Annotated in this window: 29 protein-coding genes; 17 read left to right on the top strand and 12 right to left on the bottom strand. The window is 57.1% G+C overall.

The annotated features are described in order from the left end of the window. Positions 1-274 precede the first annotated feature (274 nt). Positions 275-808, bottom strand: a complete 534-nt coding sequence (locus tag TH5_RS13185) for a cytochrome b/b6 domain-containing protein (RefSeq protein WP_114122252.1) — start codon at positions 806-808, stop codon at positions 275-277. A 103-nt stretch (positions 809-911) separates the two neighbouring features. Next, positions 912-1,217: a PepSY domain-containing protein gene (locus tag TH5_RS13180; protein WP_114122251.1), complete on the bottom strand. Its 306-nt coding sequence runs from the start codon at positions 1,215-1,217 to the stop codon at positions 912-914. A gap of 192 nt (positions 1,218-1,409) precedes the next feature. On the opposite strand from TH5_RS13180, the gene TH5_RS13175 reads away from it, so the two are divergent. The 8 genes from TH5_RS13175 to TH5_RS13140 all read left to right on the top strand — a co-directional run bounded on the left by TH5_RS13175 (position 1,410) and on the right by TH5_RS13140 (position 9,461). Next, positions 1,410-2,081: a response regulator gene (locus TH5_RS13175; RefSeq protein WP_114122250.1), complete on the top strand. Its 672-nt coding sequence runs from the start codon at positions 1,410-1,412 to the stop codon at positions 2,079-2,081. 9 nt (positions 2,082-2,090) lie between these two features. Then, positions 2,091-3,491: an ATP-binding protein gene (locus tag TH5_RS13170; RefSeq protein WP_114122249.1), complete on the top strand. Its 1,401-nt coding sequence runs from the start codon at positions 2,091-2,093 to the stop codon at positions 3,489-3,491. Positions 3,492-3,734: 243 nt separating this feature from the next. Then, on the top strand, positions 3,735-4,775 hold the full coding sequence (locus TH5_RS13165; protein WP_114122248.1) for a LacI family DNA-binding transcriptional regulator: 1,041 nt from the start codon (positions 3,735-3,737) through the stop codon (positions 4,773-4,775). 11 nt (positions 4,776-4,786) lie between these two features. Beyond that, positions 4,787-5,791 carry an ABC transporter substrate-binding protein gene (locus TH5_RS13160; protein WP_114122247.1) on the top strand — a complete coding sequence of 335 codons (1,005 nt, stop codon included), beginning with the start codon at positions 4,787-4,789 and terminating at the stop codon, positions 5,789-5,791. Next, positions 5,792-6,712: an ABC transporter permease gene (locus TH5_RS13155; RefSeq protein WP_208638446.1), complete on the top strand. Its 921-nt coding sequence runs from the start codon at positions 5,792-5,794 to the stop codon at positions 6,710-6,712. 2 nt (positions 6,713-6,714) lie between these two features. Further along, positions 6,715-7,533: an ABC transporter permease gene (locus tag TH5_RS13150; RefSeq protein WP_062951740.1), complete on the top strand. Its 819-nt coding sequence runs from the start codon at positions 6,715-6,717 to the stop codon at positions 7,531-7,533. Further along, positions 7,530-8,606 (top strand): ABC transporter ATP-binding protein, encoded by a 1,077-nt coding sequence (locus TH5_RS13145; protein WP_114122246.1) that lies wholly within the window; start codon positions 7,530-7,532, stop codon positions 8,604-8,606. Before TH5_RS13150 ends, TH5_RS13145 begins: the two co-directional genes overlap by 4 nt. A 24-nt stretch (positions 8,607-8,630) precedes the next feature. Then, the gene (locus TH5_RS13140) at positions 8,631-9,461 is read left to right on the top strand and encodes a phosphodiesterase (protein WP_114122245.1); all 831 of its coding nucleotides are present in this window, start codon (positions 8,631-8,633) and stop codon (positions 9,459-9,461) included. Positions 9,462-9,538: 77 nt separating this feature from the next. Here the strand turns inward: TH5_RS13140 and TH5_RS13135 are convergent, their stop codons facing one another. Next, entirely contained in the window at positions 9,539-10,729 is a 1,191-nt protein-coding gene (locus TH5_RS13135; protein WP_114122244.1) for an FAD-dependent oxidoreductase, read from the bottom strand. A gap of 233 nt (positions 10,730-10,962) precedes the next feature. Between TH5_RS13135 and TH5_RS13130 the strand changes: the two genes are divergently transcribed. The 4 genes from TH5_RS13130 to TH5_RS13115 all read left to right on the top strand — a co-directional run bounded on the left by TH5_RS13130 (position 10,963) and on the right by TH5_RS13115 (position 12,466). Continuing rightward, positions 10,963-11,286 carry a DMT family transporter gene (locus TH5_RS13130; RefSeq protein WP_114122243.1) on the top strand — a complete coding sequence of 108 codons (324 nt, stop codon included), beginning with the start codon at positions 10,963-10,965 and terminating at the stop codon, positions 11,284-11,286. Positions 11,287-11,449: 163 nt separating this feature from the next. Next, entirely contained in the window at positions 11,450-11,857 is a 408-nt protein-coding gene (locus TH5_RS13125; protein ID WP_147250104.1) for a hypothetical protein, read from the top strand. A 47-nt stretch (positions 11,858-11,904) separates the two neighbouring features. Then, positions 11,905-12,261: a hypothetical protein gene (locus TH5_RS13120; RefSeq protein WP_114122241.1), complete on the top strand. Its 357-nt coding sequence runs from the start codon at positions 11,905-11,907 to the stop codon at positions 12,259-12,261. Between the two features lie 37 nt (positions 12,262-12,298). Continuing rightward, complete coding sequence (locus tag TH5_RS13115; protein WP_114122240.1) at positions 12,299-12,466, top strand: DUF3309 family protein; 168 nt, start codon at positions 12,299-12,301, stop codon at positions 12,464-12,466. A 3-nt stretch (positions 12,467-12,469) separates the two neighbouring features. On the opposite strand, the gene TH5_RS13110 is transcribed toward TH5_RS13115, so the two are convergent. Continuing rightward, entirely contained in the window at positions 12,470-13,420 is a 951-nt protein-coding gene (locus tag TH5_RS13110; protein ID WP_114122239.1) for an NAD-dependent epimerase/dehydratase family protein, read from the bottom strand. A gap of 213 nt (positions 13,421-13,633) precedes the next feature. Continuing rightward, a complete protein-coding gene (locus tag TH5_RS13105) occupies positions 13,634-14,098 on the bottom strand; it encodes a RidA family protein (RefSeq protein WP_114122238.1) in 465 nt (154 codons plus the stop codon). 218 nt (positions 14,099-14,316) lie between these two features. On the opposite strand from TH5_RS13105, the gene TH5_RS13100 reads away from it, so the two are divergent. The 3 genes from TH5_RS13100 (at position 14,317) to TH5_RS13090 (ending at position 17,843) form a co-directional block, all read left to right on the top strand. Then, complete coding sequence (locus TH5_RS13100; protein ID WP_114122237.1) at positions 14,317-15,222, top strand: DMT family transporter; 906 nt, start codon at positions 14,317-14,319, stop codon at positions 15,220-15,222. 190 nt (positions 15,223-15,412) lie between these two features. Next, positions 15,413-17,143 (top strand): phosphoethanolamine transferase, encoded by a 1,731-nt coding sequence (locus tag TH5_RS13095; protein ID WP_244204911.1) that lies wholly within the window; start codon positions 15,413-15,415, stop codon positions 17,141-17,143. Between the two features lie 67 nt (positions 17,144-17,210). Further along, a complete protein-coding gene (locus TH5_RS13090) occupies positions 17,211-17,843 on the top strand; it encodes a TetR/AcrR family transcriptional regulator (protein ID WP_114122236.1) in 633 nt (210 codons plus the stop codon). Positions 17,844-17,870: 27 nt separating this feature from the next. Here TH5_RS13090 and TH5_RS13085 read toward each other — a convergent pair whose 3' ends face one another. The 7 genes from TH5_RS13085 to TH5_RS13055 all read right to left on the bottom strand — a co-directional run bounded on the left by TH5_RS13085 (position 17,871) and on the right by TH5_RS13055 (position 24,256). Further along, positions 17,871-18,293: a secondary thiamine-phosphate synthase enzyme YjbQ gene (locus tag TH5_RS13085; RefSeq protein ID WP_114122235.1), complete on the bottom strand. Its 423-nt coding sequence runs from the start codon at positions 18,291-18,293 to the stop codon at positions 17,871-17,873. Between the two features lie 42 nt (positions 18,294-18,335). After that, a complete protein-coding gene (locus TH5_RS13080; protein WP_114122234.1) occupies positions 18,336-19,181 on the bottom strand; it encodes a DODA-type extradiol aromatic ring-opening family dioxygenase in 846 nt (281 codons plus the stop codon). Positions 19,182-19,329: 148 nt separating this feature from the next. Then, positions 19,330-19,542: a DUF3185 family protein gene (locus tag TH5_RS13075; protein WP_114122233.1), complete on the bottom strand. Its 213-nt coding sequence runs from the start codon at positions 19,540-19,542 to the stop codon at positions 19,330-19,332. 198 nt (positions 19,543-19,740) lie between these two features. Beyond that, on the bottom strand, positions 19,741-21,615 hold the full coding sequence (locus TH5_RS13070) for an autotransporter outer membrane beta-barrel domain-containing protein (RefSeq protein ID WP_114122232.1): 1,875 nt from the start codon (positions 21,613-21,615) through the stop codon (positions 19,741-19,743). A gap of 182 nt (positions 21,616-21,797) precedes the next feature. Next, positions 21,798-22,379, bottom strand: coding sequence for a cysteine hydrolase family protein (locus TH5_RS13065; protein WP_244204910.1), 582 nt, complete (start codon positions 22,377-22,379; stop codon positions 21,798-21,800). A gap of 101 nt (positions 22,380-22,480) precedes the next feature. Further along, complete coding sequence (locus tag TH5_RS13060) at positions 22,481-23,041, bottom strand: hypothetical protein (protein WP_147250103.1); 561 nt, start codon at positions 23,039-23,041, stop codon at positions 22,481-22,483. 309 nt (positions 23,042-23,350) lie between these two features. Then, a complete protein-coding gene (locus TH5_RS13055) occupies positions 23,351-24,256 on the bottom strand; it encodes a LysR family transcriptional regulator (RefSeq protein ID WP_114122230.1) in 906 nt (301 codons plus the stop codon). A gap of 104 nt (positions 24,257-24,360) precedes the next feature. Between TH5_RS13055 and wrbA the strand changes: the two genes are divergently transcribed. Together wrbA and TH5_RS13045 are read left to right on the top strand one after the other, a co-directional pair. Further along, complete coding sequence (gene wrbA / locus TH5_RS13050; protein WP_114122229.1) at positions 24,361-24,996, top strand: NAD(P)H:quinone oxidoreductase; 636 nt, start codon at positions 24,361-24,363, stop codon at positions 24,994-24,996. Further along, the gene (locus TH5_RS13045; protein ID WP_167443544.1) at positions 24,996-26,201 is read left to right on the top strand and encodes an MFS transporter; all 1,206 of its coding nucleotides are present in this window, start codon (positions 24,996-24,998) and stop codon (positions 26,199-26,201) included. The genes wrbA and TH5_RS13045 overlap by 1 nt, the downstream gene beginning before the upstream one ends. Positions 26,202-26,269 lie beyond the last annotated feature (68 nt).

Raw genomic sequence — 26,269 nt, 5'->3', positions numbered from 1 at the left:
CGCGGCCTCGACCGGGTTGCCGCCAAAGATCGCGGCAGTCACAAAGCCGCCGACGGCCCCCGAAATTCCGCCGATCCCGGCACCACGCCCGGCATATTCACCGGTTTTCCCAGTGCAGCCCGAAACGGCAAAGGCAAGGACAAGGGCAGTTGCGGGGGCAAGAAAGGGAAAGCGCATCGGGGGCTCCTGATCATCGGAAGTTGTATCCGGGGAAGGGTACACCGAATGCGCCTGTCACGGAAAGCAAAGTCGATTGCGATCCGGGATGAGCCGATCAGGAAATATCGTCAGACCCGGCAACCCGTTTGCGGCCATTGATCATGGCGCGGACAAGGTTTTCGTGGTGGCGCAGGCTTGCCAGCAACACCCCGGCAATATGGACCAGCACAAGGGCAAGCAGCGCATTGGCAAGGAATTCGTGGGTTTCTTCGACCCAGTCCACCCCCCAGAAGGCGTCGGTGGTATACATCCATCCCGTTAGCGCGCAGCCGATCATGCCGATGATCAGGGCGACAATCATCGCAGCCCCGGCCGGGTTATGGCCGATATAGCGGTTTTCGCGGCCGGTGATGATATCGCCAAGATAAGCCATCACGACCGACGGGCGGCGGATGAATTGCGAGAAACGGGCATAGCGCGAGCCGATCAGACCCCAGATCAGGCGAAAGGCGATCAGGCCGCCGGCGGCATAGCCGACCCAGTGATGCAGGGCATCCCATTCATCGGCCGTGATCCAGGCGATGGCGAAACTCGCCGCAAGGCCCCAGTGAAAAATACGGACCAGCGGGTCCCAGACTTTAACCTGCATTGATCGGGTTCCTTTTTTAGGCGGATGCTCCGGTGATGGGCGGGTGAGGGAGCGTCACATCACCGGAGCGGGGGCAACGGGGTGCGGTTCGAGAAGGCTGTAATCAGTCTTCCTTGGTTTTGACGGCTTCGAAGGTTTTCGGGTTGAAATAGGCCTCGACCCGCTTGCCATCCGGCGTCTTGGCGTAAACTTCGTAGCAGCCGTCTTCGGTTTTGATGTTTTTGACGGTCCAGCTATCGGCTTTCAGTTTGGCTTCGAGGTTTTCCATCGGCTGCCATTCGTCTTTGGGGACGTTGCAAAGATCATCGCTGGCGCGTGCCGGGGCGGAGTGCAGGCTAAAGGCGGCACCCGCCAGAAGGGCGAAGGTCAGTGCCGCAGCAGAGGCAGCCGGGAAAAGCGTTCTTTTCATTGTCGGGGTCCTTTAAGATCACGTTGAAACGGTCATGGCTGGCGTATCGAATGGGGTGATCGTGACGCGGTTTGCTGACAGCAAGCTGAAGGGCGGGGGTGCCTCCGTTCAGGTTATTGTCAGCTTTGCACGGCATATCTGCCGGTTTGGCGTTGAATTCGAACGGGAACGGGAACGGGGACGCGGGGCGCGATGCGGATTTTGCTGGTGGAAGACGAACGCTATCTGGCCGAGGCGGTGCGTGATCATTTGCTGGCGTCGGGGGATGCGGTTGACATGACCGACAGCGTGGTCGAGGCCGAAATCATGCTGCGCGGAACGCCTTATGATGTGCTGCTGCTTGACCTCAACCTGCCCGATGGCAAGGGGATTGATCTTTTGCGCGGCATGCGCCGTGCCGGCAGTGTCACGCCGTGCATCATCCTGACCGCGCAGGATCAGATTTCAGACCGGATTGCCGGGCTGAATGCCGGGGCGGATGATTATCTGGTCAAGCCGTTTGACCTTAACGAGCTTTCGGCACGGTTGCTTGCCGTCGCCCGGCGGTATTCGGGCAATCCCAACCCGTTGATCCGGCTTTCGGGTGATGAGGGTGGTGCGATCGAGGTTGATCTGGCCAGCCGGACGGTTTTGGTCAATGGCGGGCAGACCGACCTGACATCGCGGGAATGGGCGTTGCTTGATCAATTGCTGCGCCGTCCGGGCGCGACCTTATCCAAGGCACAGCTTGAAGAAGCGCTTTATGAATTTGGTGCGGAGATCGAAAGCAACACGGTCGAGGTTTATGTCAGCCGCCTTCGGCGCAAGCTGGGCAAGGCGGTGATCCATACCGTGCGCGGTGTTGGTTATCGCATTGAGGGATGATCTGAGCTTATGAGCAAGATGGCCAAAAACAGCCTGCAATTCATGCTCGCCCGGCGATTGACGGTGACGGTCAGTATCTTCTGGCTGGCGGGGTCGGTTCTGGCGGCGTACAGCATGTATCACGAAATGCAGGAAGCGTTTGATAACAGCCTTGTCACCACGGCCTATCGCTATGCGCCGCTGATTGATGATTATCTGCAACGCCATGATGGCGGCAGTGCGCAGGAAGTGCTGCCAAGCCCGGCCAAGGGCGAAATCCGCACCGAAGATCACGGGGATGGCGACGGGGACGAGGAACTTGGCGAGGATTACCTGATGTATCAGGTGCGCGAGGGCGGGGGCGGGCTTTTGCTGCGGTCCTATAACGCGCAGGAAAATCCGTTTGAAGCGCCCCTGATCGAAGGATTTTATAACGAGCAGGATTTCCGCATTTATACCGCCGTCCTTCTGGGGGGCACGCGGATCATTCAGGTGGCAGAGCCGCTTGAACACCGGCGCGAGGCGCTTTTTGAAAGCGTGGTGGCGCAGTTCCTGCCGATTGTGCTGCTGATCCCGGCGGTGATTATCGGCGTGATCGTGGCGCTGAGGCGCGGGTTGAGCCCCGTGTTGCGCGTGCGCGATGCGATCGAGGAACGTGGCGAGGGCAATTTGCAGCCCCTTGAATTGGACGATGCGCCCGAAGAAATCAGCACCATCGTCACCGCCGTCAACCGGCTGATGGAAAAGCTTGATGCCGCATTGAGTGCCGAGCGGACCTTTACCGCGCATAGCGCGCATGAATTGCGCACCCCGATTGCCGCGGCATTGGCGCAGACGCAAAGGCTTGTGCTGGAACTGCCCGAAGACCATCCGGGGCGCATCCGGGCCCGGCAGACCGAGGAAAGCCTTAAACGGCTGTCGCGGCTATCAGAAAAGCTTTTGCAACTCGCCCGCGCCGAGGCCGGGGTGGGCTTAAGCCCGACCGGGGAAAATCAGAGGCTTGGCACGACCTTGGGGCTTGTCATTGATGATCTGGAACGGGTGGCGGATGGTGCGGGGCGCATCGCCTTTGACCCGAAACAGGCCGCAGCCCTTTCGGCCAATATTGATCATGATGCCTTTGCGATCTGCATGCGCAACCTGATTGAAAACGCGCTTAAACATGGCAGCGATCAGGAAAAGGTCATGGTCGAGGTGATTGGCAGCGACACGGTCAGGGTTTCGAACGCGGGCGATGCGGTGCGGCCCGAAGACCTTGATGACCTGACATCGCGGTTCAAACGATCCAATACGCGGGCAAGCGGGGCGGGGCTTGGCCTTTCGATTGTCAAAACCATCGTTGGCAATATCAATGGCGAGCTAACACTCCATTCCCCGCGCCCCGGCAAGCCGGATGGTTTTATGGCGGAGTTGCGGTTGCATCAGAGTTGAGGGGATGACCCGACAAAAAAAGCCCGGCAAGTGATTGCCGGGCTTTTTGTTTGGCGGGGAAAAACAAGGGGGCGGGGCCATGTCGGGCTTGTGAAAATCGGATTTGGCAGGGGGCGGGGATGTTCTGTGAAATCGCGGTTTTCTGCGGATGTAAACGTTTCAAATGTTCATAAAACGGCAACAAATGCGTTATCAGACTGACTTGTAACTTGCCTATGGTGGGGGCGTTACAGGAGTTCTGGTATGTCGTCAAAACCCACCATGCGCGATGTGGCGCGCAAGTCCGGTCTTTCGATTGCGACGGTATCGCGCGTGATCAATTTCCCCGGCGAGGTTCCGGCGGAAACCGCCGAAATCGTGACTGCGGCGATGCGGTATCTGAATTACCGGCCCAATATCAATGGTCGCCGGTTGAAGATGAGCCAGACCCGCACGGTGGGCGTTCTGGTGCCGACCCTTGCCAACCCGGTATTTGCCACATCGGTGCAGGGGATCGAGCAGGAAGCCAATATCGAGGGGCTTACGGTTCTTCTGACATCATCCAACTATGATCCCGAGCGCGAAATGGGGGCGGTTTCAGCCCTTTTGAACAATCGCGTCGATGGGTTGATCCTGACCCTTGCCAATGCGGATAACAATCCGGTGGTGGATTTGCTGCTGGCCGAGAAAATTCCGTTCGTGTTGCTGTTTAACCAGCCTGAACGCGCCGATATCGCCGCGATCAGTGTGGATAACGCGCAGTCGGCCTTTGACATCACCAACGCCATGATTGCCAAGGGGCATCGGTCACTTGCGATGGTGGCAGGCCAGTTTGAAAGTTCGGACCGGTCGCGCCAGCGGTATGACGGATTTTGCCGGGCGCTGGATCAGGCCGGGATCGAGAAAAAGCATCTGGTGCAGGTGCGGTTTGGCGAGACCGATCTGGTGGAACCGCTGCGCGATCTGCTGTTGGGGCCCGATGCGGTCACGGGGATTGTCTGTTCGACCGACATGCTGGCGATTGCCGCGATCAGCGCGTGCCGGGCGCATGGGTTATCGGTGCCCGGTGATGTTTCGGTTGGCGGTATTGACGGAATTTCGGTGGGTGGGCTGATCACGCCAAAGCTGTGTTCGGCAGTTCAACCCACCCAGGAGATGGGCCGGCAGGCGCTTGCATTCCTGCGCGGCCTGATCAAGGGGCAGACAAACCCGCAGAGTTTGTTGCTGCCTCATCATCTAAGCGACGGGGACTCCATTGGATTGTTCCGTGGAAATTCCCCGCACCGTTCATCAACCCGAGTATAGGAAGATCAAAAGTGCGTTTCAAACAACTTGTCATGGGTGCGGCGTTTGCTGTTGTGGCTGCGCAACCCGCCTTCGCCGAAGATGTTGCGATTTGTTATAACTGTCCGCCGGAATGGGCCGATTGGGGCGGGCAGCTTAAGAACATTGCGCGCGACCTTAAGATCGATGTGCCGCAGGACAACAAGAATTCCGGTCAGACGTTATCCCAGCTTCTGGCGGAAAAGGATAATCCGGTTGCCGACGTTGCTTATTACGGGGTTTCGTTTGGCATCAAGGCCAAGCAGGAAGGCGTTGTTGCCGATTACAAACCGGCCAATTTCGACAAGATCCCGGACGGCCTGAAAGACCCGGAAGGCGCATGGTTTGCCATTCATTCCGGCACGATTGGGCTTTTTGTGAATACCGAAGCCCTTGGCGGGGCGCCGGTTCCGCAAAGCTGGTCGGACCTTCTGAAGCCGGAATACAAGGGCATGGTCGGTTATCTTGACCCGTCAAGCGCGTTTGTCGGTTATGCCGGTGCGGTTGCGATCAACCGGGCGATGGGTGGGTCGCTTGACGATTTCACGCCGGGGATCGAGTTTTTCAAAAAATTGAAAGCAAACGATCCGATCGTGCCGAAACAGACCGCCTATGCGCGGGTTCTGTCGGGTGAGATTCCGATCCTGATCGATTATGATTTCAATGCCTATCGTGCGAAATACAAGGACGAGGCCAATGTCGCCTTTGTCATCCCGACCGAGGGTACGGTTGCCGTTCCCTATGTCATGAGTCTGGTGAAAAACGGGCCGCATGCCGACAATGGCAAAAAGGTTCTGGATTATGTGATGTCGGATGCCGGGCAGGCCCATTGGGCCAATGCGTTCCTGCGCCCGGTGATTGCATCGGCGATGTCGCCGGAAGCATCCGAAAAGTTCCTTCCGGCCGCGGAATATGAGCGTTCCCAGCCGGTCGATTACGCCAAAATGGCCGAAGTTCAGGCCGGTTTTGGCGAGCGTTATCTGTCCGAGGTGCGGTAAGTGTCGTCGGTTGAACATATCAAAGAGGGGCGTTCGCGCCCTTCTTTCCCATGGGCTTTCCCATCCTCTTTATTCGGGCGGGCAACACCGGGGGCAGGAAGCCCGGCCATTCTGGCATTGTTGATGTTGCCCGGCCTGATCATTGTCGCGGCGTTTTTCATCCTTCCCATGGCGCTTGTCGCGATGCGGGTGGCGGATGGCCCCGATGGGCTTGCGACCTATTTCGTGATCCTGACAAATGATCGGTATCTGGCAAGCCTGATCCAGACGCTTGTGATGTCGGGGGGCGTTACGGTGACGGCGCTTGTGCTGTGCGGGATTTGCGGGCTGTTTCTGGTGCGTAACCGGTTTGCCGGGCGCAATGTGATTACTGCCCTTTTGACCTTGCCGCTCTCGTTTCCGGGGACGGTGGTTGGTTTCATGGTGATCATGCTGGCGGGGCGGCAGGGGGTGATCGGATCGATCAGCGATGCGCTTTGGGGCGAGAAGATCGTTTTTGCCTATGAGATCACCGGGTTGTTTGTCGGCTATCTTTATTTTTCGATCCCGCGGGTGATTTTGGCCGTCATGGCATCGGCGGAGAAGCTTGATCCGCAGCTTGAAGAAGCGGCACGGTCGCTGGGTGCGCCGACATGGCGGGTGGTAAAGGATGTGATCCTGCCGGGGCTTATGCCCGGTCTTGTGTCATCGGGTGCGATCTGTTTTGCGACCGCGATGGGGGCGTTTGGCACGGCCTTTACGCTGGCGACCGATATCGATGTGCTGCCGATGGTGATCTATACCGAATTTACCCGAAACGCCAATATCGCGGTGGCCGCGGCCCTTAGCATCGCGTTGGGCGCGATGACATGGGCGGTTCTGGCAGCGGTGCGGGTTTTTGTTGGCAATGGTGCGACATCGGGCACCGGTGGGGGAGCGTGATCATGCGGCGTGACTGGAAGTTTTACAGCCAGCTGGGCCTGACGATTGTGTTGTGCCTGTTTATCGTGGTGCCGGTGGTGATGTCGGCCCTGGCCGGGGTGACGGTCAATGTGTTCAAGGGACTTTCATCGGGGCTTACCCTGCGCTGGGTGTTTGAGGTCTGGGACCTTTATGCGCAAAGCATCCTGCTCTCGCTTGGTATCGCGATGGCGTGCCTTGTGGTGACATTGGTGGCGGGTGTGCCGCTGGCCTATGTGCTGGTGCGACGGCCCAGCCGGATGATGCGGCTGTTTGAGGAATTGCTGACACTGCCGGTGGCCATTCCGGGGCTGGCATTGGCGCTGGCGTTGCTGATTACCTATGGCGGGGTGAGTGGATACAGATCAAGCTGGCTTTTCATCCTGACCGGGCATGTTTTGTTTACCCTGCCATTCATGGTGCGCTCGGTCGCAGCCGTGATGGCAGCGATGGATATGAAGATGCTGGAAGAAGGGGCGGCAAGCCTTGGGGCAGGGTTCTGGAGGCGGTTCTTTGGCGTCATCGTGCCCAATGCCAAGCCGGGTATTCTGGCAGGTGCGCTTATGGTGGTGACGCTTTCCATCGGGGAATTCAACCTGACCTGGATGCTGCATACGCCGCTTACCAAGACATTGCCGGTCGGCCTTGCCGATGCCTATGCATCGATGCGCCTTGAAATCGGCAGTGCCTATACCCTGATTTTCTTTGTTTTGATCATGCCGTTGCTGATTGCGATGCAGGCACTTGCCGACCGGGGCAAGCGCGCATCCAGACGCATCGATACGGCGGAGGATACGTTATGAGTACGCAGATCAGACTTCGCAATTGTGCGAAAACCTTTGCCGATGGCACACGCGCACTGGCGCCCTTTGACCTGACGATCGAGGGCGGGGAAACGATTGTTCTGCTGGGCCCGTCGGGATGCGGCAAGACGACCATTTTGCGGATGATCGCCGGGTTGGAATTCCCCGATGCGGGCGGTGTGATCAGCTTTGACGGGGATGATGTCACCCGCCAGTCGATTGAAAAACGCCGGGTCGGCATGGTGTTTCAGTCCTATGCCCTGTTTCCCAATATGACGGTGGCAGAAAACGTTGCCTATGGGCTTAAGGTGCATGGGGTGCCCAGTGCGGAACGCGATGCCCGCGTCGATGCGATGCTGGAAATGATGCATATCGACATGCTGGCGGATCGGCGGATTGACCAGCTTTCGGGCGGGCAGCGCCAGCGTGTGGCACTGGCGCGTGCGATTGCGGTGCAGCCGCGTGTATTGTTGCTCGACGAGCCCCTGACCGCGCTGGATGCGAAACTGCGCGTGCGGTTGCGGACCGAGATCAATGCGCTGTTGCGCAAGCTTGGCATTACCGCGGTTTACGTTACCCACGATCAGGAAGAAGCCATGGCGCTGGGTGATCGGATTGTTGTGATGCAAAAGGGCGAGATCGCGCAGATCGGCACCCCGCGCGAGATTTACCGCAAGCCGCAAAACCCGTTTGTCGCCGATTTCGTCGGGGCGGCCAACCGGATGACAGGGCAGATGCGCGATGGGCGATTGCATATCGGCGCCCATGTTTTTGATGCGGTCGATGCGTTTGATCCACGCCATGGGGCGATACTTGATCAGGGTGCGGTGGAGCTTTATTTCCGGGCGGACGGGCTTTCGCCCTGTGATCTGGACGAGGCGCATTTTACCGGCCGGGTCGAGGCGGTATCCTACCTGGGCGAACGGTTGCGTCTGACCGTGTCGGGGATTGGTTCGCAGGCAGTGACAATCGATACCCATGCCGATGACGTGATTGAAGCCGGGGCGGATGTGCATTGCCGGGTTAATGCCGACCGGCTAACGGTTTTTCCCGCTGTTACGGCCCAGTCATAAAACAAAAGAAAGAAATCAAAGAAAATGCTGATTGCACAATTGACCGACCTGCATATCGGGGAGGGCCGCAGGCTTGCCTATCGCAAGGTGGATACCGCAGGTGCGCTTGAAAAGGCGGTTGCCCATGTCATGGCAATGGTGCCGCGCCCGGATGTGGTGCTGTTTACCGGCGATATCGGGGATCTTGGAAGCCGGGACGAGTATGCGCTGGTGGCGGAAATCCTTACCAAACTGACGATCCCGTATTTCATGGTGCCGGGCAATCATGACCGACGCGGGCCGCTGCGGGCAGCTTTTCCCTACGCCACGCCGGTCCGGGCCGATACCGGGTTTGTGAATTATGTGGTCGATGATTTTCCGCTGCGCCTGATTGCGCTGGATACGCTTGACGAGGGCAAGCCAGGCGGCGTTCTGGGGAAGACACAGCTTGACTGGCTGCGCGATGTGCTTCTGGACGGGGATGGCCGGGATTGCGCGATTTTCATGCATCATCCGCCGATTGTGACCGGGATTGCCCATATGGACGCGCAAAATCTGGGCGCGGGGGCAGAAGAACTCGCGGCAATCGTTTCGGTGCATCGTGACCGGATCAAGGCGATTTTCTGTGGCCATGTGCATCGTCCGATCCATACGATCTGGGCCGGGGTGCCGTTGATGATCGGGCCATCGGTCGCCCATCAGGTGGCGTTTGATTTACGCGCCGATGGACCATCGGCCTTTGTCATGGAGCCGCCCGCGATGCATCTGCATGTCTGGGATGCGGGGCAGCATAGCCTGATGACGCATCTGGCCTATCTTGACCGGTATGACGGACCGCATCCGTTTTTCGGGCCGGATGGGAAGCTGATTGTTTGACCGTTTTGGCAGTACTTGCGGCACGGATGGCTGGACTCCCGCTTTCGCGGGAGTGACGGTTGGGGATCGGGGCTAAGTTATTTCCCCACCCCGACCTTGATCGCGAGTTTACGCAGCGGGCCGATGCGGTTGATCGCGGTCAGCCCGGCATAGCGCAGGTCGCGCAGTGTTCTGGGTTCGAACATGGAGGCGCGGTTGAGCAGATCAATGCCGCCAACGCGCGCCAGCGTTTTGGGAAGCTGTTTGCGTTCGTAGGATTTGAGCAACGTGGTGGCGCCGATATCGTCGCCCTTGAGCTTGGCCTTTGCCATCAGCTCGGCCAGGGTTTCGATGTCATGGAGGCTCATATTAAGCCCCTGCGCACCAATCGGCGGGACGACGTGGGCGGCTTCGGCGACCAAGGCAAGCCTTGCCGAAATCAGGCGTGAGGGGACTTGCGAGATCATTGGCCAGACTGCGCGCGGGCTTGCGACCGTAAGCGGGCCGAACATCGACATGGTGTCGTGGGTGATTTCCGCCGAAAGGGTGGTGTCATCCATATTGTAAAGCTGCTGGGCGCGGTCGGCCGGGGTCATCCAGACGACGGACGAGCAGGGTTTGCCATCGAGATCGGGCATCGGCACGAGGGTGAGCGGCCCGCCGGTGCGGTGGATTTCGGTCGAGATATTGTCGTGCGGTTTATCGTGGGTGACGACAAAGACCAGCGCACTTTGATCATAGGCCCAGCGGCGATGTTTGATCCCGGCAAAGTCGCGCAAGGATGAGTTGCGGCCGTCCGCCGCCACGACCAGTTTGGCGCGCACGGTTTCGCCGCCGGATAATGTGGCCTCACCATAACGCGCGGTGCCGGTGAAGCCGGTGACGGTTGTGGAAAAGCGGAAATCGACATTGGGGAGCGTTTCAAGTTTCGCCATCAGCGAAACACGGGCGGCCTTGTTCGAGACGTTCCAGCCAAAGAAGCCCTGCGTGGTTTCCGCGCCATCAAAATCGGCGGTTTCGCGCGGGGTCATTTCATTGCCCCCGGCATCGACGATGCGCATGACGCGAAGTTCGGCACCCGTCGGTTTGATCGCGTCCCAGACACCGGCCTTTTTAAGGGTTTCGATACCGGGTTGCAGGAAGGCGGTGGTGCGCAAATCAGTGCCTTCGCCAATGTCGGCAGGGGCGGGATCGACGATCATGACCTTATGCCCGTCAGCCGCAAAGCGGGCCGCCGCACTCATGCCGGCGATGCCGCCGCCTGCAATCAGAATATCGGTTTCGATCATGTCTTTATCCCTGTTTTATTCGGGCTTCAAATCCGGGCGCAGTGTTGCATGTTGGTGTACAGGCTGCAATGCGCCCGCAATGTGCCTTGGCGTGCAATTATACGCAATGGCTTTGGGGTGGGATTTGATGCAGATCGAAGGGCCTTTGAATATATGCACACGGATGGCTTGCCCCGCGCGATGGTTTTGGCCATTTTGGGCACACAAAATCTTTGACCGTGAAAGGGTTGGTTATGCTGGCATGGGTTTATCTGTTGGGTGCGATCTGCCTTGAAGTGGTCGGGACGGTATCGCTTAAGCTGTCGAATGGGTTTACCGACTGGCGGTTTGCGGTTTTGACCCTGTCGCTTTATGGCGTCAGTTTCTGGGTGCTTTCGCTCACCCTTCGGACCATGCCGGTCAGCACGGCCTATGCGGTGTGGTCGGGCCTTGGCACGGCGGCGGTCGCCGTGATTGGCGTGATGTTTTTCAAGGAACCGATGAGCGCGTTCAAGGCTTTGTTCCTTTTGATGATCATTGGCGGCGTGGTCGGGCTTAACGCGGTGGGCAAGCATTAGAACCTTTTCAATCTAAAGGGAAAATGCGCTGCACCTAACCTGTATTAGTAAGAAGATCCCGGTTTTGGTCTAGACTGCCCGATATATGCTTTTTCCCAGCCCGAAGCATATCGGGGCGCGTCGATCCGGCGTACCCCGAAATCTGCTGGTTAAGGGGCTTGCCATGACACATGCGCCATCGACCATCGGTCTGGACACGAAATACGACCAATTCCTGCAAACATCTGTCGGAGACGACAAAAAGGGAACCAGTGTTACGGTTCTGTCGATGCTGGCACGGCTTGGTGTCGATCCGTGGCAGGAGGCATCCGACCTTGCCGCGCTGCCCAAAAAATCCGCGTGGGACCGGCTTGACGGGCTGGCGGCGCGCTTTACCGATGTGCCGTCCCTGATTGCCGAACGGGCCGATGCCGTGACGCGGATGATTGCCTCCCTGCCTGGCGGGGAGAGGCACGACAATATCGGGCAGGCCGACACCCCCGCGCCCGGCATTTTGGGTAGCCGACTTTATCTGATAATCGCCATCGCATTTCTTGTTGTCCATGTGGGTATACTTTGGTTCGGAAAGTAGGCAGCGCGGTGGGCTCTATTCCGAAATTTTCGAAAAAAGGCCGGTTGATGACAGACAAGGACGATCTTTGGGCGCTGGAAAAGCGTTTCTGGACCGAGGGGGCGAGTGACGCTCATCACCTGACGGCGAAGGGCGCGGTTGCAGTCCTGCCATATCCCGCAGGGATTTTGGTGGATGAAGCCATATGGCGCAACAATGCGGTCGCACAAAGATGGCGGACGGTGGCGTTCAGCGATCTTGCGATCACGCGCAAGGGCGATGTTGCGGTTCTGGCGTACAGCGTTTCGGCCGAACGTGCAGAAGTACCGATTTACGAAGCACTTTGTACCTCGACCTATCTGAACGACGACGGTGTCTGGTTGCGGCTGTCACACCAGCAAACGCCAAACGGACCCCAAGAATAAGTTATCTTTATTTTAAGTAAAACAGGAGACGGTCCAAATGTCATTGGTAGGTATTATCCTTATCGTTCTGCTCGTGATTTTCCTGCTCGGCGGGTTTAGCGGCCGCTTTGGGGGGTATGGCTATGGTTTTGGTCACACCAGCATCGGTTTGCTGGGCGTCGTGCTGATTATCGTGGTCTCGCTGGCATTGCTTGGCCGGATCTGAGGATTAGGCTGCTGCGGAAACCCCGCAGCAGCTTTGCAGGTCACGGGTGATATCGGTATGGCGCGGTTGCCAGCCGAGTTCACCGATCGCCTTTTGACTGGTCATGCGGTGGCTATGCGCAAGGCCACGCGCCCATTGCCCATATTCGCGCGCGATGTCATCGGGGCTGATATGCTCAATCCCGCAATCGGCCCGGCCAAAGGTTTTGGCGATCTGGCGGGCAAGATCGCCGGTCGCGATACCTTCGATGCCGACCCCGATATAGCTTTGGCCGCGTTCCCCGTTTTCAAGCACGAGCCGGTAAAGATCGGCCAGATCATCGGCATGGATCAGCGGCCAGATGACCGAACCATCCCCCACAATCCGAATGCGGTTTTCATCGCGTGCCTTGCGCGCCATGTCATGCAGCGCCCCGCCCGGTAAGGACGGGCGCCCCCGAAGCGGCGGATCGGTGCGATAGACGGTGGCCGGATGGATCACCATGCCATGCAGGGCCGGATCGGACAGGATTTTGGCAAGACCGGGCACCATCCATTCAAAGCCCGCAACCGGGGCAAAGGGCGTTTTTTCATCATGGATGGCGTCATCGGATGTGGCGGCGGGATAAAGCCAGCTTCCGCCGGTATAGATGAAGCGCGGCAGGGCGGGGGCCTTTGGCCCGGATTGACGGTGCAGAACGTGCAGCAATTCGATCAGCATCCCGGCATCAACCCCGCCCATATCAGCCGAAAAATCACATGCGGCATGGATGACGGCATCGACCACCGGCAATTTATCGCACCATGGGCCGGGATTGTGGATGTCGCCCCGGATCGGCCATGCGCCCATGACAGCAAGATTGGCGGCACTGTTTTCGCTTCGTGCCAGGGCAAAAACATGATGCCCGGCCGACACCAGATTGCGCACGATGGCCGCCCCGATCAGGCCGCTTCCCCCCAGAATAAAAACACGCATCGCAATTCTCCTGAATTCGTGATGCGTTTGTTCATAGAACCTCAAGTAAGGGTAAGGTCAAGGGGGATTTTTGCGGAAATAAAAAGCCGGGCATGTGCCCGGCTTTTGGATGTTTGCGCGTTCTGCCGGTAACCGTGATCCACAAAGCAGTGTGGGATATGGATTCCCGCTGTCGCGGGAATGACGGTTGTGGTTTGGCAGATGGATCGGGGATCAGGCGACTTCGAAAATGCCGTCGATTTCGACCGCAACGCCGAGCGGAAGGGAGGCAACGCCAACCGCAGAGCGGGCATGTTTGCCGGCTTCGCCGAAAACTTCGACCATGGTGTCGGAGGCGCCATTGACGACCTTGGGCTGATCGGTGAAGGCAGGGTCGGAATTGACGAACGCGTTCAGTTTGACGACGCGTTTGACGTTATCAAGATCGCCAATGGCGGCCCGGACCTGTGCGATCAGGTTGAGCGCACACAGGCGGGCAGCTTTCTGGCCGTCTTCGACCTGATAGTCGCGGCCAAGTTTGCCGAGGAATTTCAGTTCGCCGTTTTCCATGGTGATCTGACCGGAGACATGCACAAGATTGCCGGAACGGACATAGGGCACGTAATTGGCAACCGGGGCATTTGCCTGCGGCAGGGTGATGCCGAGTTCGGCAAGGCGAGCGTCGATTTTTCCGGCCATGGATTTGATCCTCGTGATTTGGTGTGGCGAAAACGGTTCCAACTTATCGGCCTTGGCGCGCAAACAAAACCATTTCTTTTGTGTGAAATACGGCCTGCTTTCATAAGCAACGCTGATCGATTGATGAGAAATTTGGATTTGTCATCAATCGCAATCCGTCGCACAAGAAAGCCAAGCCCGAAACGGGTGGCATAAAACAATCAGGGGACGTGGACGAAATGGGATCAGGACGGTTTAAAATTGCCGATTTGCACGGTGCGTGGCTGGTGCTGATCGGGGTTCTGATCATCAGTCCCGATGCGCTTCTGGTAAGGCTGGTCAAGGCCGATGACATGACGACCGCGTTCTGGCGGTTGCTGATCCTTGGGTCCACGCTTGCCCTGATCGCGTTCTGGCGCGGGGTGCGCCGCCGTCAATCATTGCGCCATGCGATGATGCCGACCCGCGATGAAATGCTGGCGGGGCTGTTTTATGGCGGCACAAGTGCGTGTTTCATCCTGTCGATCCGCAATACCGATGCGGCCAATACCTTGGTGATCATTGCCGCAACCCCGTTGTTATCGGCCCTGATTGCGGTATTTGTGTTCAAGCGTGTTCTGGCGATGCGGACATGGGTTGCGTCGGTTGTGGTGTTTGTCTCGCTAGCGGCGATTGTCGGGGCGGGATTTGGCGGGGCCAATACGCTTGGCGATATTCTGGCCTTGGGTACGGCGATCTGCATGGCGTGTTATTTCAATGTGGTCGGTACGCGCATTCATATTGATGCGGTGCGCGCCATGATGCTGGGCGCGTTTCTTGCGACATTGGTGATGGTGCCAAGTGCGGAGCCCCTGGCCCTTCAGCCGCTTGATCCGCTTTGGCTGATCCTGCTGGGCTGTGTGGTGTTGCCGCTGTCGTTTCTGTTCATTACCGCCGGGGCGAAGAAAATCCCGGCCGCCGAGGCGGGCCTGATCATGCTGAACGAGGCGATTTTCGGATCACTTCTGGTGTGGCTGGTGGTTGACGAGGTGCCAAGCCGCACGACGCTTATTTGCGGATCAATCGTGATCGTCACACTGGCGACGCATAGTTACCTTGGGCTTCGCGAAAGCAGACTGCGCAGGCGGGTGGCCAAAACCGCCTGACCCCTTTTGCAAAGGCAGGAAAGCACCGTTCAGGTTGCTGTCAGTTTCGATTGATAGCAATCGGGGGCCGGTTGAGTGACCGGTTGCCCCACGATCGGGTTGATCCCGGCATTGTTGGTCCGGTTGCCAAACGCGGATAGACATTGCAGCACAAGCGTGGGGCATATTGCCCCCTTTTGTGCGAGTGCCGATGTCCCGTTTCAGCCTTCCTGTTCGCTTGTCTGTTCGCTTCCTCGGCCGGATGCGATTGCGTTTTTCCCCGATTGATTATCGTTTTGTCATTGTCGGGCTGGCGGTTTATTTCGCGCTTGTCCTGAACTGGAAGGTTCTGGGGCATTTTTATAGCATTCTTGGGCAGCTTGACGCCTATGACCTTGGCTTTGCGGCCAGTGCGCCGTTTGTTTTGCTGCTGGGGTCTATTGTTTTATTCACGCCGTTTTCGTTCAGATATCTTTTAAAGCCGTTTTTTGCCCTGCTGCTGATTACCGGTGCGCTTTCGAATTATGCGATGATCAAATATGGCATCGTGTTTGACCGCAGCATGATCGAGAATGTGGTTGAAACCAATTCCACCGAAGCCTTTTCCTATCTGAATGTGCAATCGGCGATCTGGTTTATCGTGACCGGGATCGTGCCGGTGATTTTGCTGTTCCTGCTGCCGGTGCGCTATCCGCGCAGTATCGTGCGCGGGCTAGTGCAGCGGGTGGCGATGATGGTGGTGCCGCTTGTGTTTTTTGGCGGGATTGCCGGGCTTTATTTCAAGGATTACGCATCGGTCGGGCGCAACCACAAGGTGCTGGGCAAGGAAGTTTCGCCGGTCAATTACGTGACGGGCAGTATTCAGTATGTCAAACGACGCTATGTATCATCATCGATGCCGTTCCAGACGGTCGGCAATGACGCCCATCAGGTGGTGAAGGTCGCGGGCAACGGCAAGCCGACCCTGATGTTCCTGGTGATCGGGGAAACGGCACGTGCGCAAAGCGTGCAGGCCAATGGCTATGCCCGCCCGACATCGGAATTCACCCAGAAAATCCCCGGAATGCTGGCGTTTCAGGATGTGCGGTCCTGCGGGACGGCAACGGCGGTTTCGGTCCCGTGCATTTTTTCGATCATGGATCATGCCAATTATAATGGCGAGGTTGCCAGCCATAGCGAAAGCCTGATGGATGTGGTGGCGAAGGCGGGTGTTTCGGTGTTCTGGAAGGAAAATGACGAAGGCTGCAAAGGGGCGTGTGACCGCATCCCGAATGTTGAAATCAAACCCGAAGATTTCCCGCAATATTGCGCCAATGGCACCTGCCATGACGAGGTGATGTTAGAAGGGCTTGATGACCAGATTGCCGCGATGGCGGGCGACCGGCTGGTGACCCTGCATCTGATGGGCAGCCACGGGCCGACCTATTACAAACGTTATCCCGATGAACACCGGTTTTTCACGCCCGACTGCCCGCGCAGCGATATTGAAAACTGCACGCAGCAGGAGCTGATCAATACCTATGACAACACCATCCGATATACCGATTTTGTGATTTCAAGGCTGGTGGAACGGTTGCAGTCCTATCAGGATCGGTACAATACCGTGCTGCTTTATGTGTCCGATCATGGGGAATCACTTGGCGAAAGCGGCATGTATCTGCATGGGGCGCCATACATGTTTGCGCCCGATGAACAGACGCGGGTGCCGATGTTTGTCTGGGCGTCGGACGGGTTTGTCGCCGATCGCGGGGTCAGTCGCGTTTGTCTGAGCGATCAGGCCAGAACCGGCAGCTTTTCGCATGACAATGTGTTTTCAACCGTACTGGGCGTGATGGGGGTCGAAACATCGGTCTATCGCAAGGGGCAGGATATCTTTGCTCCTTGCGAGAACGCCACTTATCAGGCCGAGCTTGAAACGCAGCCCGAAATGACGGGCAATTGACAGCGGCGGATATCGAGTTTAATTGAGTATGCTCATTGAGTGTGCTCAATTAAATAAGGGATGTCTTATGCAGACCGGTGTGAACAGCCGTGCCACCAAACGCGAACAGACACGTGAAAATATCCTGATCGCGGCGCGAAAATGCTTTGACGCGCAGGGTTATGACGGGGCATCCACGCGCGAAATCGCAAGGGAAGCCGGGGTTGCCGAAGGCACGATTTTCAGCCATTTTCCGACCAAGGAAGAGTTGCTGATTTCCAGTGTGGGTGACCATCTGGCCGATGCGATCAAGCAGGGGCTGCATACGATGGAGCCCGAATGGTGCTTTGTCGACAAGCTGATGCATATCGCATCCTATCGCTTTGCGCAGATCGCGTTGCAGCCGGGACTTTGGCAGGTGATTTTGCAGCAATTGGTGTTTTCGCCGCGCAAGGGGGCGGTCAAGGAACTGATGCGCGGTAGCGGCCTGATTGATGCGGTGATGCGCCTGATCGAGGATGCGCAGCTTGACGGGGAACTGAACCCCGCAATCGAACCCGCAGCAATCCACAAAACCGTTATCGCGCTGTTTTTGTTCACCATTCATGAACATGTCGGGGCGGAGAATTACGATTGCGAAGACATGTGCGCGACATTGCGTGATTTGCTTGAAACCCAGATCAAAGGCATCTGGCTGCGCCGGCCGGTGACGGCGGCGTGAGAGTGCAGGGGCGGAATTATTCGGCTCCTATTCCCCAATCAGATGCAGGGTGATCTGGCGGCGGTGCGGGGCGTGGCGATGTTCAAACAGATAGATGCCCTGCCACGTTCCCAGAACCGCGCGGCCACGCGCAACCGGGATGGTGAGTGACACATCGGTCAGCGCAGCCCGGATGTGGGCTGGCATATCGTCCGGGCCTTCGGCGGTGTGGCGATAGAGGCTGGGGTTTTCTTCCACCAGCCTTGCAAAGAAGGTTTCAAGATCAAGCACCACATCGGGATCGGCGTTTTCCTGGATCGTCAGACTGGCCGAGGTATGGCGGCAATAGATTGTCACCTGACCGGTTTTGATGCCGGTCTGTTGCAGCCATGACTGGACCTGATCGGTGAATTCAAGCAGGCCCTGTCCGGTGGTGCTGATTTCAAGGGTGGTCTGATCCTGGGTAAGCATGGCATCCCGCTTTGTTTCGGGCGGCCCGTATGATCGGTGTGATCAGGCCGCCGCAGTCGCACTTTGGGGATCGTAGAAGCGCAGGGCCGTCATGGCAAGGTTGCCGAACTCAAAACTGTCATGCAGGGTTTCGGGTACGAAATCATCACCCGCCGCCCCCACCGCAGCCCCAAGGGCAACATAAAACGGCATCAGGTGATCGTCTTCGGGGTGGGCCATGGCGGCGTGCGGGGCCTGTGCGCGGTAATCGAGCAGGGCATCGATATCGTGGGCGGCCAGTTTGCCAAGCATCCAGTTGGTGAATTCCTGTGCCCACGGATCAATCGCGCCCTCGTTACGGTCAAGGGCGCGGAGATTATGGGTCATCGCCCCGCTGCCAACCACCAGAACGCCCAGATCGCGCAAGCCGCGCAGCTTTTTACCCAACTCAAAATGATCTGCCGGGCTGCCATGACCCAGCATGGATAACTGAAATACCGGGATATCGGCACCGGGGCGCGCGATGATCAAAGGCATCCATGCGCCGTGATCAAGGCCGCGTGCGGCATCGGTTTCTGCGCCGATCAGACCGGCAATTTCGGATGCCAGTGCGGGATCGCCCGCCACATCGTAATGCAGGTCATAAATCGGTTTGGGGAAGCCGTAAAAATCGTGGATGGTGTCCGGGCGGGCGGCGGTCGAGATGGTCGGCGTGGCGGTCTGCCAATGGGCCGAGACGATCAGAATGGCGCGTGCGCCATCGAACTGCCCCCCAAGATCGCGGGTAAAGAAATCAAAGGCCGGGGTGCTTTGGCGTGCGACCAGCATCGGCGATCCGTGCGAAATGAAGATCGGCGCAAGATTGCCCTGCGGGGCGGTCGAAACAGGGCTGGCAACGGGACTGGTCATGGTGGGGCACCTCGACATTCACAAAATACTGATTGCGAATATGTGCCTGTTTGGGCCACCTGACCAGTCACCGTTCGTCAACAGTGTGTTGCCATTGCACGCGAAAGGGCAGTTTGGGGAAACAATGGCAACACCCGGATCGGGATGATCAGCGGGCCTTGGCGCCGAACATCATCATGACAAAGCCACCAATGGCAGCCGCAGCACCAGCAATCAGATACCAGACGGTTTCGTCGGTATAGCGGCCAAGGAAGGTTTCGGACAACTGATCGGCCGCACTTTCAGACGCGTTAAAGCCAACAATCAAAAGAGCGATGCCGATGATACAGATGACGATGCCTGCGATACGACTGATGGGCATTGGGGGCTCCTGTTATTTTTGTTTGCGTTTGCTCGTGTCCTGAAAGCAGGACGTGTGTAACAGAGATCACAACGCGGCTTTGGCGAAGTTGTTCCCGCGGGTAAATAATTGATCCGGCTGGATGTATGGTGAAACGCAAAACCCCCGGCCTGTGACCGGGGGCGTTGCGGATTTTATCGGGCGGTTGGTTGCGAGAAATCAGAAAGGCATCGATATGCTGATTTCGATCCGGCTGGTGTCGGTGTCATCGTCATCATCATCGTTGGCAACCGACATCATATGGCTGAGTGCGAGTTCGCTGCTAAGCCTGCCGGTATCAAAACCAAATCCGGTGCGGATGCGCTGATTGCCATATTCGTTGAGGTTGCTGGCGAAGAATGGTGTAACGATCCCAAGGGGACGGCCATCATCGCCAACCAGTTCAAAGCCGTAAAGGATCGTACCGCCGATGGTGTATTCGGTGTAGTCCGACCGACCGGCAAGGTAGTTGCCTTCGAGTGCGGCACTCAGGCCGGTAGCAGAGTCAGACAGCCGCACACCGCCGCCAATATTGAACGCGGTTTTGTCATTGTTGATTTCATCGGTGAAATCATAGATCAGGCCGGTTTCAACAAAGGGCGAGACGGTCAGGCTTTGAGTTGGGGTGAAGTCATAGGCCGCCTCGATCGCCGGTTTGATCTGCCGGGTGTTGGACCGGGTGGTGGCGTTGTTTGTGCCGTCGCTTTCACGATAGGCATCGACCGTCTTGCGGGCCGCGAGAAACGCCAGTGACGGGGTGAGGGACGCCGCCGACAGGGTTTCGGTCGGGCTGATCCGATAAGATGTGGTCAGGGCTGCATACCAGATATCTGAGTCCGTATTGCCCGACACCGCATTGTTATCGCGTGCCACATCAATCTCGCCCATGCCGTATCCGGCTTCGGCCAAGATGGAGAGGTTCGCGAGCGGGCGATAAATCACATAAGGCGATGCGACCCAGCCGGTTTCCTGATAGCTGCCATTGTTAAAGGCGGTGGTCAGGTCGGTATCATTATAGCCAAGTGACAGGCCGGCAATCAGGGCATCGGCAAACCGGTAATCCAGCCCGACATTGTAACCCCAGACATCGCCGTCATAGCGGTTGTCATTGGTGCCATTGACATAGTCGTTATCGACCGAGGTAAAGGAGCCGTGACCCCACACGGTAAAGGGCGTTGTGGTGGCAAAGGCAGACCGTCCGTCAATGCCACTTGCGCCGCCAACATCGCCCTGATCGGTCGGGCCAAGGCCGAGCATCTGCATGCCTTTGCCGGTGGAGCTGTCGAAGCTGCCCATCATTGCCATGCGACGCAGCGCATCATCGCCGTCGGTGATGCTGTTGCGATCATCATCGGGCGTTGTGCCGGTCAGGCTGGTGCGATGGGTGCCGGTTTCGACCATTGAGGCGGTTCGGTCGGGCACGTTATCGGTATTGGTATTGGTATTGTTGGCAGTACTGATCACGGACGAGACACGCGCGCTGATATTCTGTTGAATGACGGTGGTTTGGGAGCGCGAGACGGCATTGACAACGGCGGAGGTGGTGCTGGCGGAGGATTTTAACTCTTCTGCTTCCGCGACCGGTTCTGTTCCGGCAACGCAGGTTGCGGTCATGTTGTATCTTGCGGTCGTGCCCGAGGCATTAATGAAAAGCTTGCCACTTGTCGTATCTGCCGGGATCTGGATGGTGAGGGTGACAGTATCGCCGGTGGTGGTGCTGCCCGCTGTGGCGGAGCGTGAATTGGCGGCGTTTATATTGTCCGTATAGGTATAGGTGTAGTTGTTTGGTGATTGGCCGGTTACGTGTGTGAAGGTGATCTCGGCGACCTCCCAAGCGCTAAAAACTTCGTTGGAGGTCACTATGGCGCTGGTGCTGCCAATTGTAAGGTTCCAAAAACCGCAACCGACGCTAATGGCGAAGGCGCTGTTGGCAAAGGGCAGTGATAATCCCGTCAGGGCCAGCGCACAAAGCCCTTTTTTAAAGAAAGATTTGCAAGCGTTGAGGGGCGAACGATCAGATCGTTCCTGTTTGAAGGTGCTTCTGATCTTATTCATTGTTCGCCATGCCCATATTCCCCCTTTTGTCCGGTGCCGATGATCGGGTCCGTCGCAAGAGCTTTAGGGGCGGTGTATGGCGAGGGCTATTCTCAAAGAGATGATTGTGTCGTTTCTTGACACTAAGTGGATAGGTTTTGCGCAAAGTGGATAGAGGGCCCGGTTTTCGGGCCGCATTATCGTTATGCGGGCAGGGCGGCGATCACATCATCCGTCGTCGAAAGCGTGCAATATTCCGATCCCAGAACCGCAGCAAACAGGTCAAACACGGTTTGCGCATCGTGACGGATACCCTTGGCGTCGGTGACGTCAATCGCGGTGGTGGCATCAAGCGGCAGGATGACATCAAAGCCCAGACAGTGCGCGACCCGGATCGAGGCATCCATCGAATTGTGGATGACGACACCGGTAAAGACCAGACGTGTAATGCCATGATCGTGCAGGTATTTTTCAAGATCGGTGGCGATGAAGGCGCAATTGACATTTTTGGCAATGACCGGTTCGCCCGGCAGCGGGGCGACTTCGGGTTTGATCGCATTGCCCGGCCCATCGGTGTGATAGGTCGAGGCCGGATTGGGTTCGTCATGGCGGATATGGATCACCGGAATGCCTGCCGCCCGAAAACCCGCCAGCAGATCGACGATTTTATCGACATAGCCGGGATTGTTTTTTGACGCCCATTTCGGATCGTCGATGGCCTTTTGCACATCAAGGACGATAAGGGCGGTATTGGCGGTGATCGGTGGCGTGATGACGGCGGACACGGGATACTCCGTTAATCGGGGCGATGACTGATTTATCGGCACAGATTAGGGGGAAGCCCAAGGAATTCAAAGATTGGATTGTTTGGGGTGTGTCATATCCATTAATCAACTCTTTGAACGGCACATATGGGTAAATGTCTTAAAGTGTTGGCATAACCACTTTTGTAACCATCCGGTGTTTTTATTCCGTGGTTAATCGCCTCTCCCTCAAGGCCAGGAACTCCTGCAACAATGGTATTTGCACCAGCGCAAATCTCCATCAATTCTGTGCTGCTATCCAGCGAGAGCCAGATCTCGTAATAATGCTTCCCATAACTGGCAGGGGCGTTGCCATAGAAGGGGATTCCCACTGTTACTATGGCTTCAAAAAAACAACTTGAGTTTTGATTTTGATCTATTTCAGGAAAGTTATTTACAAACTCTTTTAGTCCGCGATCAGTAGCTTTCCTTGTTTGAGCGACAGCAATATTATTTTCTGCCATGGTCTTGAATGCAGCCACGTAATCAAAGCTGCAATTCTGGTCGCTGTATTCCTGATAAGTATCTTCGAATGAATATGTTATTATGTTTGATGTACTGCATCCCTGGAGTGCAGATGCAAACAAAACAGAAAACCATGCGCCCGGTTTGTACGTTTGACTTAAAATCGACATGATATTCACAGAGCAGAAACTCCGATATGTATTGATGCGTTGAATTTGCATCCTATCCATATTCTATGACGAATTGATGATGAAAAATCTCAAATAAAATCGAATAAAATATGGTTTTATGCTTGCCATATAAATGACAAATTCTGTGATGGAGCTAAGGTGTTTAAATAACCGTCTGCCCCGGAAGTGGTTATATTACCATTCATGTATTTGTATGATTAGAGGGGGCTGGCTTCAGTCCCTTCGAGCCACGACCAATATCAGACATGACTTTGTGTTTGGCTTCAAAATCAGGCCGTATTGGCAATGCGGGCGTGGTCATCGATGTGCGAGTATTTCCCGGCGCAGCAGGCGGGCGGCGGGGCCCATCGCCTGATCGGTGCGATGGAGGAGATAGCAGTGCAGCAGCGTTTCGCCGTCCTTTCCAAACGAGGCGGCGGGCACGCGGATCAGGCGGCCGTCTTCGAGGTCCTGCGATATCCGCCAGAACGGCATGCGGCCCCAGCCAAGTCCGGCCAGAATAAGGCTGTGTTTGACGTCCAGACTGCCGACACGCCAGGTGCCGGGCGATAAAACGCCGATATCGGTTCCGTCTGAAAGCGGGGTCGGGTCTTTGATGACGATTTGTAGATGTTCGGCCAGGGCGGTTTTGGGCAGAAGGGTGTCGTCCCGAATGTCATGCGCCAGGGGATGTGTTGCGGCAACCACGGCAATCATCGCGGTTGTGCCGACGGCCTCTGCCTCAATATGCGGGTTGCGGAATTCCTCGCCGACCGTAATGGCGAGATCACATTTCTTCTGATCAAGGGCCGAAACCGGACCACCAAGCGGCAGGACCGAGAGATTGACCGAAACGGTGGGAAAGGCATTTCGCATCGCCAGAAGAGCCGCACCGATTTCGGGCAGGGGAAACAGCGTATCGACCACGATGCGCAGTTCGAGTTCCACACCCTGTTCCATGCCGCGCGCGCGGGCGCGCAACGCATCGGTTTTCAGAAGAACTGCACGGGCATCCGCAAGCAGGGTCTGGCCTTCGACGGTCAGGGTGGGGCGGTGCCCGGATCGGTCAAAAAGACAGATCCCCAGTTCGGTTTCAAGATTGCCGATGGCGTGGCTGATCGCTGATTGCACGCGGCCAAGCCGTTTTGCCGCAGCCCGGAAGCTTCCGGTTTCGGCAACAGCGATCAAAACGCGCATCTGATCAAGGGTCAATCCATCCAGCATGATCGATATTTTAGAACATTTTGATCGTTCTTTTGCCACTTATTTCGAACGGATGGCTGTGCGATGCAAGGAACCCTGTCGCAACAATTTGAAAGAGAGCGGTCATGACAAGGGTTCTGGTGCTTTATTATTCGTCCTATGGCCATATGGAAATCATGGCCAATGCGGTTGCCGAGGGCGCGCGCAAAACCGGGGCGATTGTGGATATCAAACGCGTGCCCGAGATCGTGCCGGATGCCGTGGCGGAAAGTGCCGGATACAAACGGGATCAGGCAGCGCCAATCGCGACGGTTTCCGATCTGGCCGATTATGACGCGATCATTTTTGGCACGCCGACCCGGTTTGGCAATATGGCAAGCCAGATGAAAAACTTCCTTGATCAGGCGGGCGGGATCTGGGCGCAGGACAAGCTTGTCGGCAAGGTTGGCAGTGTCTTTACATCGACCGGCAGCCAGCATGGCGGGCAGGAAACAACGATTTTATCGACCCATATCCCGTTATTGCATTTCGGCATGGTGATTGTCGGACTGCCTTATACCTTCAAGGGGCAGGGGCGGATGGACGAAGTTACCGGCTGTTCGCCATACGGGGCATCGACCATTGCCGATGACGGACAGGGCGGGGATCGCAGCCCGTCGGAAAACGAGCTGGACGGCGCCCGGTTCCAGGGGGAGCATGTGGCCCGAACCGCAATTGCGCTTTCCGAAGGGCGGCATCTGCTTAAAGCCCGAAGTGCATGATGAACATGATCGGTGACCGGCAGCAAACGGTGGCAATTGGCCGTTTCGTTGTGCCGGTGATTGTCGGTGCGGGCATCGTATCGGCATTCCAGGTCGGCAAGGTGCCGGTTGTGATGACGGCCTTGCAAGATGACCTTGGCGTCGGGCTGGCGAGTGCGTCCTGGCTGTTATCGGCCTTTGCGCTTGTCGGCGCACTGGCGGCGGCACCGCTTGGCCTGCTTGTCGGGCGGTTTGGCGCAAAGGGCATGGCGTTGTCGGGGCTTTTGATGCAGGCCATCGGATCGGCGATTGGCGGGTTGAGCCCTGTTTTCGATATCATCCTTGCATCAAGGGTGCTTGAGGGTATTGGTTTTCTGTTGCTGATTGTTGCCGCCCCGACATTGATCGCAGCGGCCACGCGCGATGGCGGGCGCGAAAAGGCCGTGGCGCTTTGGGCGACTTTCATGCCGGTTGGCATTTGTCTTGTCATGCTGGCGGCCCCGGTCCTGGGGCTGATCGGGTGGCGCGGATTGTGGCTTGGCAATGCGGTGCTTCTGGCGGGATATGCCGTTTTGTTGCGCGGATATATGCGGGCGATTCCTGATGCGGATCTAAGCGATGACTCTGATCATCGTGCGATTGGCGATGATCTTGGCTGGGCGTTGCGATCTGGTGCGCCGTGGATATTGGGGGGCATCTTTGCCGCCTATACGGCGTGCTATTTTGCCGTGTTCGGATTTTTGCCGATGCTTTTGTCCAGGGGCATGCAGATCGGGCCGGAACTTTCGGGTGTCCTGGGCGCAGTGATTGTTTTGGCCGGGGCGGCGGGGAACATCGTTTGTGGTGTGATGCTGGCGAGGGGATATCAGGCGCAGCGTATCCTGATGACGGCATTTGCGGTCATGACGGTTTGCAGTGCCGGTATTCTGATCGACGGGATTTCGGTTCTGGTGCCGTTTCCGGCCGCATTTGTCTTTTCATTTGCCGGCGGGTTTATCCCGGTTGTGGTTTTTGATGCCGCCGGGCGATCCGCACCGCGAAGCGCGCTTGTCGCTGTGACCATCGGTTTTGCCATGCAGGGCAATAATATCGGGCTGATGGTCGGCCCGGCGATTGCGGGATCCATGGCCGAGCAGTTTGGCTGGGGCAGTATCGGCATTCTGATTGCCGGGATTGCCTGTGGCGCGGTTTTGCTTGGGCGCAGTCTTTTGGGACGGATGCGCTAGGTTCACAAGCAAACAGGAAAAACAAAACCGGCCGGGAAATTAATCCCGGCCGGTTTTTGTTAAGTCGG

The organism is Thalassospira xianhensis MCCC 1A02616, from assembly GCF_003326475.1.
GTDB classification, from domain to species: Bacteria; Pseudomonadota; Alphaproteobacteria; order Rhodospirillales; family Thalassospiraceae; genus Thalassospira; species Thalassospira xianhensis.
The sequence above is the reverse complement of the archived record's forward strand: the minus strand, read 5'-3'. Positions and strand labels throughout refer to the sequence as shown.